Here is a 15842-nt window from a genome sequence, read left to right as displayed (position 1 = left end):
TCCACCGGAACAGAGGCCCGATGCGGTTTTTTCATGTCCTTCTGATGACAGTCTTTTTGTTGCTCGCGCCGAATGCGGTACGGGCGCAGCAGGGCGCCTTCGGCCGGGGCGTGCCCCATATCGCGGCGGAACTGATCGGGGAAAGCGCGACGCCGCAGCCAGGGCAGGGCACGACCATCGCCTTTTCCATGACGCCCGAGCCGGGCTGGCACGGCTATTGGGAAAATCCGGGCGATGCGGGCCTGGGTATGACGGTCAAATGGATGCTGCCCAGGGGCGTGAGCGTCGGTGCGCTGCGCTATCCGGTGCCGGAAACGCTGCTGATTTCCGGCCTCATGAACCATGTCTATGAAGGTCCCTATGGGATATTGGCGAAGCTGACCGTCGCGCCGGATGTCCCGGCGGGCACGCCGCTGCCGATCAGGGTGCGCGCCGACTGGCTGGCCTGCACCGACAAGGTCTGCGTGCCCGAAGGCGCGGAACTGACGCTGGACCTGACGGCGGGAGATGGCGCGATCCTGCCTTCGCGGCGGGCGCAGTTCGACGGCTGGCGCGGCCATCTGCCCCGGCCGCTGGGCAGCGAGGCGCGCTACGCCCTTGTCGATGGGCGGCTGCGCCTCGCCATTCCCTTTCCGGCGGGGGCCGATGCCCGTGACGTGCATCTGTTTCCGCTGGCCGATGGCCTTGCCCGCTATGCCGCGCCGCAGAGCGTGTCCCGCGAAGGCGACCATCTGCTGATAGAGACCGAGGCGGGTCAGGGCCTGAAACCCGGTCCGGTGCAGGCGGTGCTGCGGACCGGCGATCATGTCGGCTTCCTGCTCACGGCCAGGCCCGGCGACGTTCCGGCGGCCCGATCGGGCACGCTTCGCACCGTGCTGATAGCTTTGGGCGGCGCGGTGCTGGGCGGCCTGCTGCTCAACATCATGCCCTGCGTCTTCCCGATCCTGGGCCTCAAGGCGATGAAACTCGCCAAGGCGGGCGGGGACGAGCATGTCGTTCGCCGCGAAGCGCTGGCCTACAGCCTGGGTATCATCCTGACCTGCCTTGCGCTGGGCGGCCTGCTGCTGGGTTTACGCGCGGCGGGGGCGGCGGTCGGCTGGGCATTCCAGTTGCAGGACCCGCGCATCATCCTTGGCCTGTTGCTGCTGGTGACGGCGATCGCCTTCAACCTCGCCGGACTGTTCGAACTTGGCGCCTATGGCGGGGGCGGGAAGCTGGCGGGGAAGGGCGGCCTTGCGGGCGCCTTCTGGACCGGCGTGCTGGTGGCGTTCGTTGCCACGCCCTGCACCGGGCCGTTCATGGGTGCGGCCATGGGCGCGGCGCTGGTGTTGCCGCTGGCCGCGGCGCTGGCGGTTTTCGCGGGCCTTGGCCTTGGCCTGGCGCTGCCCTTCCTGGCTCTGGCCTTCGTGCCCGCGCTCAGGACGGGCCTGCCCCGACCGGGCGCATGGATGGGCCGGGTGCAGAAGATCCTGTCGGTGCCGATGTTCCTGACTGCGCTGGGCCTTGCCTGGCTGCTGGGCCAGCAGCGGGGCGTGTCCGCCATGACGCTGGGGCTCGGCGCGTCGCTCCTCCTTGCGCTGCTGCTCTGGTGGCTCGGCAGTCGACAGCATCGGGGCAAGCGCGGTGGCATGATCGTTGCCGTCATGGCGCTTGCCTTGCTGGGGGCGACGGCGGCGCTTTTGCCCGCCCATGCGCCTGCCGCCGCGTCCGGAACCGACGGTACCATCCCCTTCGACGAAGCCCGCCTGACCAGCCTGCGCGCCGCCAACAAGCCGGTATTCCTTTATTTCACCGCCGACTGGTGCCTGACTTGCAAGGCCAATGAAGCCGCGGCCATCGACCGCAGCGAAACCCGTGCCGCGTTCGACAAGGCAGGCGTCACGGTGATGGTCGGCGACTGGACCAATGCGGACCCGGCCATCACCCGCTTCCTCGAAGGGCAGGGGCGGTCGGGCGTGCCGCTGTATCTTTGGTACGCTCCCGGCAAGGGCGCGCAGATATTGCCCCAGATACTGACCCCCGCCACACTGACGGCTCTCCCGTCCTGATGGCCAAGGTCCGCGCCGATCAACTGCTTGTCGACAGCGGTCTTGCCGAGAGCCGCGCCCGCGCGCAGGCGCTGATCCTCGCTGGACTCGTCTTCCTGGGCGACAGGAAGATCGACAAGGCCGGCCAGCAGGTCGCCGCCGATGCCGAACTGGAAGTCAAGGGTCGCGACCATCCTTGGGTGTCGCGCGGCGGCATCAAGCTCGCCCATGCGCTGGAGACATTCCAGATCGACGTGACCGGCGTGGTGGCGATCGATGTCGGGAGCTCGACCGGCGGCTTTACCGACGTGCTGCTGACGAACGGCGCGGCGCGGGTCTATGCGGTCGACAGCGGCACCAACCAACTTGCCTGGAAGCTGCGGTCCGATTCCCGCGTCATCGTCCATGAACAGACCAGTGCCCGCATCCTGACCGCCGATCACATTCCGGAGCCTGTGGATGTCATCGTGTGCGACGCCAGCTTCATCTCGCTGGCCAAGGTGCTGGACCGTCCCTTGAGCTTCGCCCGTCCCGGCGCGCGTCTGATCGCGCTGATCAAGCCCCAGTTCGAGGCCGGGCGCGAGGAAGTGGGGAAGGGCGGCGTCGTGCGCGATCCCGCCATCCATGAGCGGGTGTGCAACGAAGCGCGCGACTGGGCGGTTTCGAAGGGCTGGCGGGTGGAGGGCATCATCCCCAGTCCGATCACGGGGCCGCAGGGCAATGTGGAGTTTCTCCTGTTCGCAATATTTGGCGGATAATGCCGCGGCGTTCGTTTCGCCCCAATAGTGACAATTTGCGACAAATGCCCATTTGAGTCGCTTGCCAAGGCCCGTTAGCCCTTTCCCATGCGCACCTCCCTCATCCTGATCCTGATCGCGTCCACCCTCTCCGCCTGCGGAGGCGGCAAGGAAAAGAAGGCCCGCCCAGCAGCGCTGGTCGAGGCCGCGCCGATCGCGCCGGAAACCTTCACCGACAATCTGGACGCGGTGGGCACCGCCTTCGCCAACGAGCAGGTGATACTCTCTGCCCCGGTGACGGAGCGCATCACGACCCTCAATTTCAGCGACGGCGGCTATGTCAGCCGGGGACAGGTGATCGCGACGCTCGCGGCAGGGCAGGAAAAGGCCGAACTCGCTGCCGCGCAGGCGCAGGCGTTGCAGGCGCAGCAACAGCTGGAGCGCATCCAGGCGTTGAAGGCGCGCGGCTTTGCCACCGCCGCCAGTCTCGACAGCCAGGTTGCGCTGGCTCATTCCGCGCGGGCCAGCGCGCAGCAGGCCCGCGCCTCGATCGGCGACCGGGTGATCCGCGCGCCCTTTGCCGGCTGGCTCAGCCTGCGCACCGTATCGCCCGGCGCGATCGTGACGGCGGGGACGCCGATTGCCACGGTCAGCGACATTTCGCGGATCAAGTTGGACTTCACCGTCCCTGAAACCCGGCTGTCGATGATCCGCGAAGGGCAGCCGATCCGGGCGGTTTCCGCCGCCTGGCCGGAAAGGCCCTTCACCGGCACGATCGCGACCATCGATCCGGTGATCGATCCCGCCACCCGCGCGGTCCGGGTGCGGGCGATCCTGCCTAATCCCGACCGCGCGCTGAAACCGGGCATGTTGTTGACCGTCAATGTGATCGCCAGGGAGCGCCAGTCGCTCGCCGTTCCTGAACTCGCCGTGGTGGGCGACGGCGAAGAACGCTTCGTCTTCGTGGTCGAGGAAGGCAAGGCCAAAAGGACGAAGGTCGATACCGGCATTCGCCAGAACGGATTGGTCGAGATACGGGGCGGGGTGAAGCCCGGCCAGACCGTCGTCACCGAAGGCGTCGTCAAGCTGACCGACGGCGTGCCCGTCCGCCTGCCCGGCGACAAGCCCGAGGCGAAGAGCGCCAGCGCCGACCGGGCCGCCGGCTAGGACGCGGGCGATGCAACTGTCCGACCTTTCCGTCCGCCGTCCGGTCTTCGCGGCGGTCGTCGCCGTGCTGCTCTGCATCATCGGCATCGTCGGCTATATGAGCCTGTCGGTGCGCGAATATCCCGACACCGATCCGCCGATCGTGTCGGTCGAGACCAGCTATACCGGCGCGGCGGCGTCAGTGGTGGAAACCCGCATCACCCAGATCATCGAGGATGGCGTCGCGGGGGTCCAGGGCATCCAGAACATCACCTCCACTTCGCGCGACGGCGTTTCGTCGATCAGCATCGAGTTCGATCCGTCGCGCGACATCGATTCCGCCGCCAATGATGTGCGCGACCGGGTGGGCGCGGTGGTGGAGGATCTGCCGGAGGATGCGCTCGCCCCGGAAATCCGCAAGGTCGATGCCGATGCGCGGGCGATCCTGTTCATCGTCTTCACCAAGCCCGGCTGGACCCCGACGCAGATCGCGGATTATCTCGACCGCAACGTGCTCGACCGCTTCTCCGCGATCGACGGCGTCGCCCGCGTCACCGGCGGCGGCGACGAGCGGCCCTCGACCCGTATCTGGCTGAACGCGGAAAAGCTCGCCGCCTTCGGCATCACGCCGGGCGACATCGAAAGCGCCCTGCGCGCGCAGAATGTGGAACTGCCCGCCGGACGCTTCGAATCGAAGGATCAGAACCAGACGTTGCGCGTCGAGCGGGCCTTCTCGACGCCTGAACAATTTGCCGGGCTCGTCGTCGGGCGCGGCGCGGACGGCTATCAGGTGAAGCTGGGCGATGTCGCACGGATCGAGGAGGGGGCCGAAAATCCCTACACCACCTTCCGGTCCAACGCGGTGACGGGCGTCGGCGTCGGCATCATCCGTCAGTCCGGCGCCAACACGCTGGATGTCGCGGAAAAGGCCAAGGCGCTGATCGCGGAACTGCGTCAGACCCTGCCCGAGGGGATGAAGGTCAATATCGGCTCCGACGAATCCCTGTTCATCAGCCGCGCCATCGACAATGTCTACGACACGCTAGCCGAGGCCGCCGTGCTGGTGGTGCTGGTGATCTTCCTGTTCCTGGGGTCGATGCGGGCGACGATCATCCCCTCGATCACCGTGCCGATCTGCCTGCTGGCGACCTGCGCGGTGATGTGGCTGCTGGGCCTGTCGATCAATCTGCTGACGCTTCTGGCCTTCGTGCTGGCGATCGGGCTGGTGGTGGACGACGCCATCGTCGTGCTGGAAAATGTCTATCACCGCATCGAACAGGGGGAGGACCCGCTGCTCGCCGCCTATCTCGGCACGCGGCAGGTGGGCTTTGCGATCATCTCGACCACGCTGGTGGTCTGCGCGGTGTTCGTGCCGGTCATGTTCCTCGCCGGGCAGACGGGGCTGCTGTTCCGCGAACTCGCCATATCGATGATCGCCGCCATCGCCTTTTCCGGCTTCATTTCGTTGAGCCTTGCGCCGATGCTCTGTTCGAAGCTGCTGCGCCATTCGGAACGCTCGCGCCTGTCGCGCTGGATCGACGATCGGTTCCAGCGGCTGGAAGCGTCCTATTCGCGCCTGCTCGACCGGGCGCTGAAAGGGCCTGCACTCGCTCTTGCCGTCGTCGCCCTGTTCCTTGCAGGGGCGGGCGCCCTGTTCATGACGCTGCCGACCGAACTTGCCCCGGCGGAAGACACCGGCGTGATCGACGGCCAGGTGTCGGCCCCCGAAGGCACCGGCTTCGACCGGATGAAGGTCTATATGCAGAAGATCGAGGCCGATCTTCAGCCGCTGCGCGACAAGGGTACGCTCCAGGTGCTGAACGTCCGCGCGCCCGCCGGTTTCGGGGGAGGCGACGATTTCAACGGCGGCAACATCATCGCCTTCCTGCGCCCATGGGAAGACCGCTCGATCACCACGGCGCAGGTGGCCGACACGATCAACAAGGTGATCGCCAACCAGCCGGGCGTACGCGGCAATGTCGCGCCGCGCTCGGGACTGGGCCGGGGACGCGGCCTGCCGGTCAACCTGGTGCTGGCCGGGTCGACCTATGAAGGGCTGGTGGCTGCCCGCGATCGCATCATGGCGGCCGCCGCGGCCAATCCCGGCCTCATCAACCTCGATTCCGACTATAAGGAAACCAAGCCGCAGATGCGGGTCGAGGTGGACCAGCAGCGCGCGGGCGACCTTGGCGTGTCCGCCAGCGACATCAGCCAGGCCTTGCAGACGCTGCTCGGTTCCCGCCGCGTCACCACCTATGTCGACCGGGGCGAGGAGTATCGCGTGCTGGTGCAGGCGGAGAAGGAGGGGCGCCAGACGCAGGCGGACCTGGAGCGCATCAACGTGCGCAGCCGCACCGGCGCGCTGGTGCCGCTGTCCGCCGTCGTCACCGTGCGCGAAGTGGCTGGGCCGCGCCAGCTCAACCGTTACAACAAACTGCGCGCGATCACGCTGACGGCGGCCCTCGCGCCGGGCTATTCGCTGGGTGAAGCGCTCAATTTCCTGGAGGATCAGGCCCGCCAGTCGCCCGAAATTCTGGCCGTCGGCTATCGCGGCGAAAGCCAGTCGCTGCGGGAAACCGGCGGATCGATCTGGCTGGTCTTCGGCCTCACCATCCTGATCGTCTATCTGCTGCTGGCGGCGCAGTTCGAAAGCTTCATCCATCCCGGCGTCATCATCGCCACGGTTCCGCTGGCGGTGGCGGGGGGTGTGATCGGGCTGGCGCTGACGGGCGGGTCGATCAATCTCTACAGCCAGATCGGCATCGTCATGCTGGTCGGCCTGGCCGCCAAGAACGGCATATTGATCGTCGAATTCGCCAACCAGCTCCGCGACGAGGGGTTGGAGATCGGGCAGGCGATCCGTCAGGCCGCCACCCGTCGCCTGCGCCCGATCCTGATGACGTCGATCGCCACGGTGATCGGCGCCGTGCCGCTGGTCATCCGCGGCGGGGCGGGGGCCGCGTCGCGCCATTCGATCGGCGTGGTGGTGGTATTCGGCGTCAGCCTGGCGACCCTTATCACGCTGTTCCTGATCCCGATCTTCTATTCACGGGTTGCGGGACGAACCGTTTCACCGCAAACCGTCAGTCGGCGGCTTGACTCGGCCTTGAAGGATTCGCCCGAAGCCGCCGAGTAAATCGTGGAGCTTCGTTGCCGATGAACGAGATTGCGTCTCCGGGTCAATTACGTCTCGCCTATGCGCGCTGGGCGCTGGTTACTGTGCCAGCGATTGTTTTCCTTGGCTTTCTTTCCGGCAAGCTAGCCAATAGTGGCTATGGCAATCGCTGGTTCGCGGCGCTGGCCAAGCCGGACATCATCCCGCCTGGCTGGGCCTTCGGGCTGGCCTGGACGATCCTCTATATCCTCATGGCGCTGGCGCTGGCGATCGTCCTGCATGCCCGTGGGGCGACGGGTCGGGGGATCGCCATCGGCGTCTTTCTTGTGCAGTTGGTGCTGAACCTGCTCTGGTCGCCGCTTTTCTTCCGCGCGCATCAGGTGGACCAGGCGCTGGTGCTGATCCTGATCCTGTTCGCGCTGGTGGCGGTCACGATCGCGCTGTTCTGGCGTGTCCGGCGCATCGCGGGCCTTTTGTTGCTGCCTTATCTGTGCTGGCTGGCCTTTGCATCCTACCTCAACTATGAGATCGGCCGCCTTAATCCGGACGCGGAAAGCCTTGGCAAACCCGCATTCCAGACCCAGATATGATTTTTGTGCGTCCCTGCCGGGGCGCTGCACGGAAGGACGAAGCATCATGCAGAGCGAAAACCGCTTTTTCGACGACCTGGCCAAGCTGGTGAACGGCGCGGCCGGAACGGTCGCGGGCATGAGCCGCGAGTTTGAAACCAATGCCCGCGAAAAGGCCAAGCAGTGGATCGGCGGCATGGATTTCGTCAGCCGCGACGAATTCGATGCGGTCAAGGCTCTGGCCGCCGCCGCCCGCGAAGAGGTGGAAGTGCTGAAGGCCCGCCTCGACGCGCTGGAGGGCAAGGCGCCCCAACCCGTCACGAAGACGGTCCGCGCCAAGGGCAAGGACGCGGAATAGGCGTCCGGTCCGACGCTCCAAGCGAAGTTGTCCACGCATTTTCCGTGGCGCCCGGTTTCCCACGCCGTCGAAAATGCTCTAAGGCCCGCAAATGATGGACAGCGACGAATTTGAAAATGGCGGTCAGGAAGCCGCGCCGATCGACATGCTGGCCGCCTATTTCGAGGCGCATGGCTGGAGCTTCGATCAGGTGGGCGAGGACGAAATCGTCGCCAGCACCCAGGGGTCCTGGGCACAATATGAACTGCGCGGTATCTGGCGTGACGAGGATCAGGTCCTCCAGCTGCTTGCCCTGCCCGACATCAGGGTGAACGAGGACAAGCGCCCGGCGATCTACGAAACGCTGGGGCTGATCAACGAGCAACTCTGGCTCGGCCATTTCGAACTCTGGTCGTCGAGCGGCATCATCCTCTTCCGTCATGGCGCGTTGCTGGGCGCCGGCGGCACGCTGACGCTCGACCAGGCGCAGATCCTGATCGAAACCGCGATCGACGAGTGCGAGCGCTTCTACCCGGTGTTCCAGTTCGTGCTGTGGGGTGGCAAGTCCCCGACCGAAGCCATTTCCGCCAGCTTGATCGAAACCCGCGGCGAAGCCTGAGTACCCGTTCATGACCCCAATCTGGCCCGATCATCTCTTCCTTGTCGGCTGTGGCAATATGGCGGGGCAGATGCTGGCCCGCTGGCTCGCCTGCGGGCTTGATCCCGCCCGCGTCACGGTGCTGCGCCCCAGTGGCAAGCCGGTGGCCGAGGGGGTGCAGGTGGTCACGGACTATCCTTCCGCCTTGCCCGCAAGGACGACCGTGCTGCTTGGCATGAAGCCTTATCAACTCGGCGATGTGGCCGCATCGCTCGCGCCGCTTTGCGGGGGCGATACGCGCATCGTCTCGATCCTCGCGGGGACGCGGCTTGCCGAATTGCGCGCTCGTTTCGCGCAAGCGGGCGAGATCGTCCGCGCCATGCCCAACCTGCCCGTGGGCATAGGGGAGGGCGTCACCGCGCTCCACGCCGACGCCGCGCTTCCCGCTGCCTCGCGCGGGGCCGTGGAGGCCTTCATCGCGCCTTTGGGCCTGGCCGAATGGATCGCTGACGAAGGGCAGTTCAACGAGGTCACGGCGCTGTCGGGCTGCGGGCCGGCCTTCCTGTTCCGCTTCATCGACGCCTTCGCCCGTGCGGGCGAGGCGCTGGGACTGCCCGCCGACCAGTCGGTGCGCATGGCGCTTGCCACGGTGCGCGGATCGGCCAGCATGGCGGCCCGTGCCAGCGAAAGTCCCGCCATCCTCGCGGACCGGGTGGCCAGTCCCGGCGGTATGACGCGGCAGGGGCTGAACGTGCTGGATGCCGACGAACGGCTGCTGAAGCTGCTGACCGACACGCTCGCCGCCGCTCGCGACCGGGGCGAGGAAATGGCCAGGGGCGGATAAGCCTCGCCGGTTCACGCCGAGAGGGAAATCCTCTAAAGGGACGGCTGATCCCTCTTGGAGCCTCCCCATGCTGCCCCCTGAAACGCCCATCCTCCTGCTCACCACCGGCGGGACCATCGACAAGATCTATTTCGACGCGCTGTCGGACTATCAGGTCGGTGAGACGGTGATGGCGAAGCTGCTGGACATCGCCCGGGTCAAGCGGCCTTTCCGCATCGAGGAAGTCGTGCGCAAGGACAGTCTGGAACTGGACGATGCCGACCGGGCGCTCATCCGCGACCGTGTGATCGCCGCGCCGGAAAGCCATGTCATCATCACCCATGGCACCGACACGATGACGGAAACGGCAAAGCTGCTCGCCACCATAGCGGGCAAGAGGATCGTGCTGGTCGGGGCCCTGGCCCCTGCGCGCTTTGGCGAGAGCGACGCCAGCTTCAACCTCGGCATGGCCTTCGCCACGGTCCAGCTGGCGGAACCGGGGGTCTATATCACGATGAGCGGCTCGGTCTTTCGGGCCGACAAGGTGGTGAAGGACAGGGCGAAGGGGGCGTTCGTTCCGGTGGAGGAGTGATTTCCGCTGGAGCGCGCGAGCAGGAGGCTTAGCCGACTTTCTTGAACAGCCAGCCGATGGTGGAGCCGCCGGGCAGGGCTTCGGTGGTGACGGCCAGTTGGCGCGTGCCGTGGGGGCGGCCTTCGGCGTCCACCCACAGGCTTTCCTCGATGGCGAGCTTCCCGGCGTTGGCGCGAAATTGCCAGGTCGCGCCCGTGTCGATGCGCAGCAGCGCGCCCATGCCGTCCGCCGTCGGCGTCGGTTCGACCCCGGGGGCGAGGTGGAAGCGGAGCTGAACCGGGAGCTTGACCGGCTTTCGGCGGCGTGCGGCGGGGGTCAGCATGTCCTCCCCCCGGATTTCCTTGCCGTCGCTGCTCATCAGCAGCAGGCGGCGGTGGACATAGCCCATGCGGCGGACATAGCCGTCATGGCTCAAATCGAGGCGGCTGCCGCTTTCGCTTTCCTGCCGGTCGATCTCGACTTCGGTCACGCCCTTGCCCAGCGTGCCGTCGGGCAGCAGCGCGGTGGAATTGCTGTCGTCGAGTACCAGTGTGCTGTGCGCGGCGGTGGTGCGCAGGCCCTGCGCCAGGTCGCGGTTAATCCAGGCGCCTTCCAGCGCGGCGCCGCCGCAATTGATGACGAGCCGTTGCGGGCCGTCGCTGATCTCGATCGCGCCGGTCGATGCGCAGCCCGCATCGGCCAGTTGGGCGACCGGCGGCGGAGCGGCGTCGATTTGGACCACCGTGCCGCTGGCCGCAAGCCGCTGATAGCCCCAGCCATTGGCCTGCCGTAGCGGGCGGGCGCGCACCCGGCTGGCGCGGATCACGGCTTCGATGGTCGCGGGATCGATCGCACCCGCGCCCTGCCAGTTGCCAAGGCCGCCGTCGCCATGGACGAGGCCCAGCAGCGCGGGAACCGCCTTGCCGAGCGCGTCCTTGAGGAAAGGCGGCACCTGTTCACGACGCACTTCGTAGACCGCAGCGATCATGGTCAGCAGCATGATCGTGTCCAACTGGTCCAGCGGCGAGCGGGAGATGATGCCGCCATCGGCATGGAGGCCGCCGTCGAGCGCGCGTTTCAGGCCCGCTTCGCCGAACAGCTTGCGCGCCGCGCCACCGGGCAGCAGCATGGAGGCCGCGACGATGCCGCCCCAGGCGACAAGCCGGGGCAGGCCGATATGCGCCTTGTCCGCGCCGCGATCGAGATGGCGGGCGGTGCGCGCGATGCAGTTCAGCACCAGCGATCGGTAGACGAGATCGCTGGACGACAGGATCAGCGGCGCGTGGGCCGACCAGAAGAGCAGTCGCCAGCCGGCATTGTCGGCGCGCCAGGCGGGTTCGCTGGGTGTGTCGGCATGGGCGTCGAGCCATTTGCGCATCACCCCTTCGGCCAGCGGGGCAGCCTGTTCGCGGGTGGCGACGGTGGCAAGGTCGCGCAGCCAGTGGAAGCCGTGCAGATAGTCGGTGAAGGCGGGGGGCAGGCCGAGATTGGCGAAATCCAGCTTGCCGAGCGGCTGCTTCAGTCCGCGGAACAGGAAATAACCGGCACGGATCGCCTGGCCCGCATGGGCATTGCCGGGAATTTCATCGTCGGGGACGGCAAGCAGCTTGAGCGGATATTTGCCCTTGAGGCGGCGGCCGTGGATCGGCGTTTTCCAGCTCAGCAGGTAGAAGCGGTTGGCGATGCGCTGGGCCAGCGAAAGCCCCTTGTCATCCGCGACGCGGATGAGCCGCTTGCCCTGTTCGATCCCGTCATCCGGCTGGTCGGCCTCGTTCCCGAAAGAATCGGGCGGGACGGATTGGGGGGAAAGGCGGCGACGCTCGCTCACCCGCCGCGCAGCGTCCGGATATTGTCGGCATAGGCGGACGGGCCGCCGCGGAAGGTCGCGGTGCCCGCCACCAGCACGTCCGCGCCCGCCTCGATCGCGAGCGGTGCGGTCTTGAAATCGATGCCGCCGTCGACTTGCAAGCGAATGTCACGGCCCGACTTGTCGATCATCTTCCGGATCGCCTCGATCTTGCGGAGCTGGTTGGTGATGAAGCTCTGGCCGCCGAAACCGGGGTTGACGCTCATCACCAGGATCAGGTCGACCTCGTCGATGAGGTAATCCAGCATCTTCGCCGGAGTGCCGGGGTTCAGCACCACGCCTGCCTGCACGTTCAGCGACTTGATATGCTGGATGGAGCGGTGGATATGGGGACCGGCCTCCGGATGGACGGTGATGATGTCGGCGCCCGCCTCCGCAAAGGCATTCAGATAGAGGTCCACCGGGGAGATCATCAAGTGGACGTCGAACGGTTTCTTCGTGTGGGGGCGCAGTGCCTTCACCACGCCGGGGCCGATGGTGATGTTGGGCACGAAATGGCCGTCCATCACGTCGATGTGGATCCAGTCGGCGCCCGCTTCGTCGATGGCGCGGACCTCCTCGCCCAAGCGGGCGAAATCGGCGGACAGGACGGAGGGCGAGATAAGGATCGGGCTGGTCATTTGACCTTCGGCCTTAGCCTTGGCCGTGGTTAAGGGCAACGCCCGATTCTCGCTATCCACAGGCTTTTGGCCACAAGCCTTGGCGGTTGTGGAAAACTGTTTCAGGACAGGATGAACAGTGTGGGATCGAGTCCCTTGGAAGGCCCCGCACCCCTGGGCAGGAACTGCTTGACGCCATGCAGCGCAATGACCTGATTTTCCTCCATTATAGGGGCGGCGATCAGGCGCATGGTGCATTCGCCGCCCTCCGCGGGGCGGATATCGACGTCCAGCGTGAAGCCGCGCCGATGGCGGATGGCATAGGCCCGTAACTGCTCCATCGCGGCACAACTGTCAGGCGCATAGAGCGAGACGGCGAGGGGACGGGGCACGACCATGCCCCGCTCCAGCCCGAAAATATCGTAAACGCCGTCGGTCCAGCTGAGGGTGTCGTCGGCCAGATTGCAGTGCCACAGGCCCAGACCCCGTTCCGCCAGCGCTTCATCGTCGCGGGCCAGCCGATCGTCCAGCATGACCGGCGCCAGATGCTCGCGCAGCGCGTAGAGCGGCCAGCTATGGTTCAGGGGCAAGGGCTCGGTCGGGCGCAAAGCGGGTCTTTCCTAGAGCAGCTCGGATGATGAAGAACGGCCGGATCGCAGCATAAGACGCGGTGGTTAAGCCTTAGTGGATCGCCTGAGCCGCGCAACGAAAAAGCCGTCCGTGCCGCCCTGTTCCTTCAGCGTATCGGGCAAGGTGCGCACCCAGCCCTGCGCCGTCGGCGCAATCCCTTCGGGCAATTCCGCGGGGTCGGCCGGATGGGGCGTGAAATCGGTGTGGCTGCTCAGAAACTGCGCGATCTGTTCCTCGCCCTCGGCGCGTTCGAGCGAGCAGGTGGCGTAGATCAGAACGCCGCACGGTTTCAGCCACTGGACGGCGCGGGCGAGGAGTTCGGCCTGGAGTTCGGCCAGCTCCGCGATCTGGCGCGGGCCGATGCGGTGGAGCACGTCGGGATGGCGGCGGTAGATGCCGGTGGCGGTGCAGGGGGCGTCGAGCAGGATGGCGTCGGCCGGGGCCTCCGGCGTCCAGGTGCGCAGGTCGGCCTGCACGACCTCGGCGGAGAGGCCGGTGCGGGCGAGGTTCTCGCTCAGCCGTTCAAGGCGTTTTTTCGATTGGTCGACGGCGGTGACGTGCCAGTCCGAAGCGGCCAGCTGCATCGTCTTGCCGCCGGGGGCGGCGCAGAGGTCAAGAACGGTGCGGCCTTCGCCCTTGCTCAGCAGGCGCGCGGGCACCGAGGCGGCAAGATCCTGCACCCACCAGGCGCCTTCCGCAAAGCCGGGCAGGTCGGGGATGGCGGCGCCTTCGGGCAGGCGAACATGGCCGGGCGCGAAGCTGCGGCCGTTCAGCGCTTCGGTCCAGCGGGTAGTTTCGCCGGCATCGCGCAGGGTGACTTCGACGGGCGGACGCAGGGCATAGGCCGTAGCGGCGGCCTGCGTCATGGCCTCCCCCCATTGACCGGCCCAGCGGGCCGCGACTTCGGGCGGCAGGGCCGGGGGGGAAGGGAGTATTGGATCGGCTCGGGTCAGGGTGCCGAACACGCCATGGACCAGCTTGCGCGGGCCGCCGTCGACCAGCGGCAGGGCGGTGGCGATGGCGGCATGGGGGGCCGTGCCGAGCGCGAGGACCTGGATGAGGGCGATGCGCAGCACCATGCGCGCCTTGGCATCATGGGGCAGCGGCTGGCGGGTGGCGCCGTCGATCAGCGCGTCGAGATCGGGCAGGTGACGGAGTGTTTCGGCGGCGATGGCGTGGACCAGGGCGCGGTCGGCCGGGGGCAGGCCCTGGGCGGCGCCGTGCAGCGCGAGTTCCAGCGGATCGCCCCGGCGCAGTACGGCATCGAGCAGGCGCAGGGCCGCGCGGCGGGCGGGGAGGCCGGGGGCGTCTTCGGGGCGGGATGGGCGAGGCATGGGCGGCGATTAGGGCAAAACGGGATGGAAGGTAAGGTTTGTTTGCAAAGGCTGTTGCCATGAGCGGACGTCAGCGACATCCGCCCTCCCGGCGAAAGCTGGGATTCCGTGACGACAGGTCGCGTCCTCTCGCCCGAAATCCCGGCTTTCGCTGGAATGACAGGCCAGAGGCACGCTAATCGCGGCGGAGGGGATTGAGGGCGCTCGACTTGCGCGGCGCCGGCTTTGCGGGACTAAGGGCCGAGGCACGCCGTTCGATTGGTGCAATCACCGGAGCCCCCATATCCTGCGCCAGTTCCTCCAGCGCGGCGATGCGTTTTTCGGTGGCCGGATGGGTGGAGAAGAGTTCGCTCACATGCACCGGCACGATATAGAGCTGCGCGGCAGCGGGATTGCGTTCCGCTACCGGGTTGGGGATCATTTCCGCCCGGCCGGAAATCTTGGCGAGCGCAGAGGCGAGCGCGCGGGGGTTGCCGCTGATCTCGGCGCCGGCCGCGTCAGCGCCATATTCGCGGGTGCGGCTGATCGCCATCTGCACGATCATCGCGGCGAAGGGGGCGACGATCACCGCCAGCAGGGTCGCGACCATGTTGCTGTTGCCATTTTCGTTGTGACCGCCGCGGAAGAACAGGCCGAAATTGGCGAGCATCGAGATCGCGCCCGCAATGGTCGCGACCATTGTCATGATCAGCGTGTCGCGATTGCGCACATGGCCCAGTTCATGTGCCATGACCCCGGCCACCTCATCCCGGCTCAGCATGGAGAGCAGCCCGGTGGTGGCGGCGACGGCGGCATGTCGCGGGTCGCGCCCGGTGGCGAAGGCGTTGGGATGCGGCTCGTCGATCAGATAGACGCGGGGCATGGGGAGCTTGGCGCGCTGGGCCAGTTCCGCGACGAGGCCATAATATTCCGGCGCGCTCGTCGCGTCGACTTCCCGCGCATGGTGCATGGACAGCACGATCCTGTCGGCGTTCCAGAAGGTGAAGAGGTTCATGCCGGCCGCCACCAGCAGCGCGATCACGGCGCCGCCGCTGCCACCCAGCGTATAGCCCAATGCCATGAACAGCGCGGTCAGCGCCGACAACAGCATCACGGTCCGAACACCACTCACTTGCGTAAACCTCCTTTGCGGCCCAGATAGCGGGTCGCCCATGAATATGGGGTGATGATGACGTCCCCGCAATCGAAAGGATGGATCGATGGGAACCTTCAACGGCAAGCGCCCCGCGCATGTGAAGCCGCCCGCGCATCTTTCGAAGAGTCCCCCGGTGCCGCAGCCCGACCCGCTCGACCGGCCTTCCCCTCATGACGAGGAATTGAGCCCGGTTCGCTATGGCGACTGGGAACGCAAGGGAATCGCTATCGATTTTTGATAGCCGCGCCCCGATCGGGTGAAAGACGGTTAACGGTTCATCGCTGTTTGGGCACAGTTGGCGATGGCCTGTGCCGCTGGTGCGAGCGGCAAGGCTCCGCCCCCCTAGCCTTTCGC

General features: G+C 66.8%; 15 protein-coding genes. 10 read left to right on the top strand and 5 right to left on the bottom strand.

Annotated features, from left to right (window positions below):
* Positions 1 to 20 precede the first annotated feature (20 nt).
* The 9 genes from CAF53_RS03775 to CAF53_RS03735 all read left to right on the top strand — a co-directional run bounded on the left by CAF53_RS03775 (position 21) and on the right by CAF53_RS03735 (position 9944).
* Positions 21 to 2048, top strand: a complete 2028-nt coding sequence (locus CAF53_RS03775; protein WP_100237375.1) for a protein-disulfide reductase DsbD domain-containing protein — start codon at positions 21 to 23, stop codon at positions 2046 to 2048.
* Positions 2048 to 2785, top strand: coding sequence for a TlyA family RNA methyltransferase (locus CAF53_RS03770; RefSeq protein WP_100237374.1), 738 nt, complete (start codon positions 2048 to 2050; stop codon positions 2783 to 2785). The genes CAF53_RS03775 and CAF53_RS03770 overlap by 1 nt, the downstream gene beginning before the upstream one ends.
* An 87-nt stretch (positions 2786 to 2872) precedes the next feature.
* Positions 2873 to 3931, top strand: coding sequence for an efflux RND transporter periplasmic adaptor subunit (locus CAF53_RS03765; protein WP_046764666.1), 1059 nt, complete (start codon positions 2873 to 2875; stop codon positions 3929 to 3931).
* 10 nt (positions 3932 to 3941) lie between these two features.
* Positions 3942 to 7046 (top strand): efflux RND transporter permease subunit, encoded by a 3105-nt coding sequence (locus CAF53_RS03760; RefSeq protein WP_100237373.1) that lies wholly within the window; start codon positions 3942 to 3944, stop codon positions 7044 to 7046.
* A 20-nt stretch (positions 7047 to 7066) separates the two neighbouring features.
* A complete protein-coding gene (locus CAF53_RS03755) occupies positions 7067 to 7615 on the top strand; it encodes a TspO/MBR family protein (protein ID WP_046764665.1) in 549 nt (182 codons plus the stop codon).
* Between the two features lie 46 nt (positions 7616 to 7661).
* Positions 7662 to 7952: an accessory factor UbiK family protein gene (locus CAF53_RS03750; protein ID WP_100237372.1), complete on the top strand. Its 291-nt coding sequence runs from the start codon at positions 7662 to 7664 to the stop codon at positions 7950 to 7952.
* 91 nt (positions 7953 to 8043) lie between these two features.
* The gene (locus CAF53_RS03745; RefSeq protein ID WP_046764663.1) at positions 8044 to 8550 is read left to right on the top strand and encodes a YbjN domain-containing protein; all 507 of its coding nucleotides are present in this window, start codon (positions 8044 to 8046) and stop codon (positions 8548 to 8550) included.
* 10 nt (positions 8551 to 8560) lie between these two features.
* Positions 8561 to 9373: a pyrroline-5-carboxylate reductase gene (locus CAF53_RS03740; RefSeq protein WP_100237371.1), complete on the top strand. Its 813-nt coding sequence runs from the start codon at positions 8561 to 8563 to the stop codon at positions 9371 to 9373.
* 67 nt (positions 9374 to 9440) lie between these two features.
* Positions 9441 to 9944 carry an asparaginase domain-containing protein gene (locus tag CAF53_RS03735; protein WP_046764661.1) on the top strand — a complete coding sequence of 168 codons (504 nt, stop codon included), beginning with the start codon at positions 9441 to 9443 and terminating at the stop codon, positions 9942 to 9944.
* A 28-nt stretch (positions 9945 to 9972) separates the two neighbouring features.
* On the opposite strand, the gene CAF53_RS03730 is transcribed toward CAF53_RS03735, so the two are convergent.
* The 5 genes from CAF53_RS03730 to htpX all read right to left on the bottom strand — a co-directional run bounded on the left by CAF53_RS03730 (position 9973) and on the right by htpX (position 15464).
* The gene (locus CAF53_RS03730; protein ID WP_100237370.1) at positions 9973 to 11751 is read right to left on the bottom strand and encodes a heparinase II/III family protein; all 1779 of its coding nucleotides are present in this window, start codon (positions 11749 to 11751) and stop codon (positions 9973 to 9975) included.
* Positions 11748 to 12410, bottom strand: coding sequence for a ribulose-phosphate 3-epimerase (gene rpe / locus CAF53_RS03725; protein ID WP_100237369.1), 663 nt, complete (start codon positions 12408 to 12410; stop codon positions 11748 to 11750). The genes CAF53_RS03730 and rpe overlap by 4 nt, the downstream gene beginning before the upstream one ends.
* A 101-nt stretch (positions 12411 to 12511) precedes the next feature.
* Positions 12512 to 12997, bottom strand: coding sequence for a hypothetical protein (locus CAF53_RS03720; RefSeq protein WP_046764658.1), 486 nt, complete (start codon positions 12995 to 12997; stop codon positions 12512 to 12514).
* A 66-nt stretch (positions 12998 to 13063) separates the two neighbouring features.
* Positions 13064 to 14353 (bottom strand): transcription antitermination factor NusB, encoded by a 1290-nt coding sequence (locus tag CAF53_RS03715; protein WP_100237368.1) that lies wholly within the window; start codon positions 14351 to 14353, stop codon positions 13064 to 13066.
* Between the two features lie 175 nt (positions 14354 to 14528).
* Complete coding sequence (gene htpX, locus CAF53_RS03710; RefSeq protein ID WP_046764656.1) at positions 14529 to 15464, bottom strand: zinc metalloprotease HtpX; 936 nt, start codon at positions 15462 to 15464, stop codon at positions 14529 to 14531.
* Positions 15465 to 15552: 88 nt separating this feature from the next.
* On the opposite strand from htpX, the gene CAF53_RS03705 reads away from it, so the two are divergent.
* Positions 15553 to 15726: a DUF1674 domain-containing protein gene (locus tag CAF53_RS03705; RefSeq protein WP_084733213.1), complete on the top strand. Its 174-nt coding sequence runs from the start codon at positions 15553 to 15555 to the stop codon at positions 15724 to 15726.
* Positions 15727 to 15842: the final 116 nt, after the last annotated feature.

The organism is Sphingobium sp. LB126 (assembly GCF_002795205.1).
GTDB lineage: Bacteria > Pseudomonadota > Alphaproteobacteria > Sphingomonadales > Sphingomonadaceae > Sphingobium > Sphingobium chungbukense.
The sequence above is the reverse complement of the archived record's forward strand: the minus strand, read 5'-3'. Positions and strand labels throughout refer to the sequence as shown.

Bases quoted from the DNA above. Each gene is read 5' to 3' on its own strand.
- CAF53_RS03745 (WP_046764663.1), top strand. From the start codon at position 8,044: ATGATGGACAGCGACGAATTTGAAAATGGCGGTCAGGAAGCCGCGCCG.
- CAF53_RS03770 (WP_100237374.1), top strand. From the start codon at position 2,048: ATGGCCAAGGTCCGCGCCGATCAACTGCTTGTCGACAGCGGTCTTGCC.
- CAF53_RS03740 (WP_100237371.1), top strand. From the start codon at position 8,561: ATGACCCCAATCTGGCCCGATCATCTCTTCCTTGTCGGCTGTGGCAAT.
- CAF53_RS03735 (WP_046764661.1), top strand. From the start codon at position 9,441: ATGCTGCCCCCTGAAACGCCCATCCTCCTGCTCACCACCGGCGGGACC.
- CAF53_RS03755 (WP_046764665.1), top strand. From the start codon at position 7,067: ATGAACGAGATTGCGTCTCCGGGTCAATTACGTCTCGCCTATGCGCGC.
- CAF53_RS03775 (WP_100237375.1), top strand. From the start codon at position 21: ATGCGGTTTTTTCATGTCCTTCTGATGACAGTCTTTTTGTTGCTCGCG.
- CAF53_RS03760 (WP_100237373.1), top strand. From the start codon at position 3,942: ATGCAACTGTCCGACCTTTCCGTCCGCCGTCCGGTCTTCGCGGCGGTC.
- CAF53_RS03750 (WP_100237372.1), top strand. From the start codon at position 7,662: ATGCAGAGCGAAAACCGCTTTTTCGACGACCTGGCCAAGCTGGTGAAC.
- CAF53_RS03765 (WP_046764666.1), top strand. From the start codon at position 2,873: ATGCGCACCTCCCTCATCCTGATCCTGATCGCGTCCACCCTCTCCGCC.
- CAF53_RS03715 (WP_100237368.1), bottom strand. From the start codon at position 14,353: ATGCCTCGCCCATCCCGCCCCGAAGACGCCCCCGGCCTCCCCGCCCGC.
- rpe (WP_100237369.1), bottom strand. From the start codon at position 12,410: ATGACCAGCCCGATCCTTATCTCGCCCTCCGTCCTGTCCGCCGATTTC.
- CAF53_RS03705 (WP_084733213.1), top strand. From the start codon at position 15,553: ATGGGAACCTTCAACGGCAAGCGCCCCGCGCATGTGAAGCCGCCCGCG.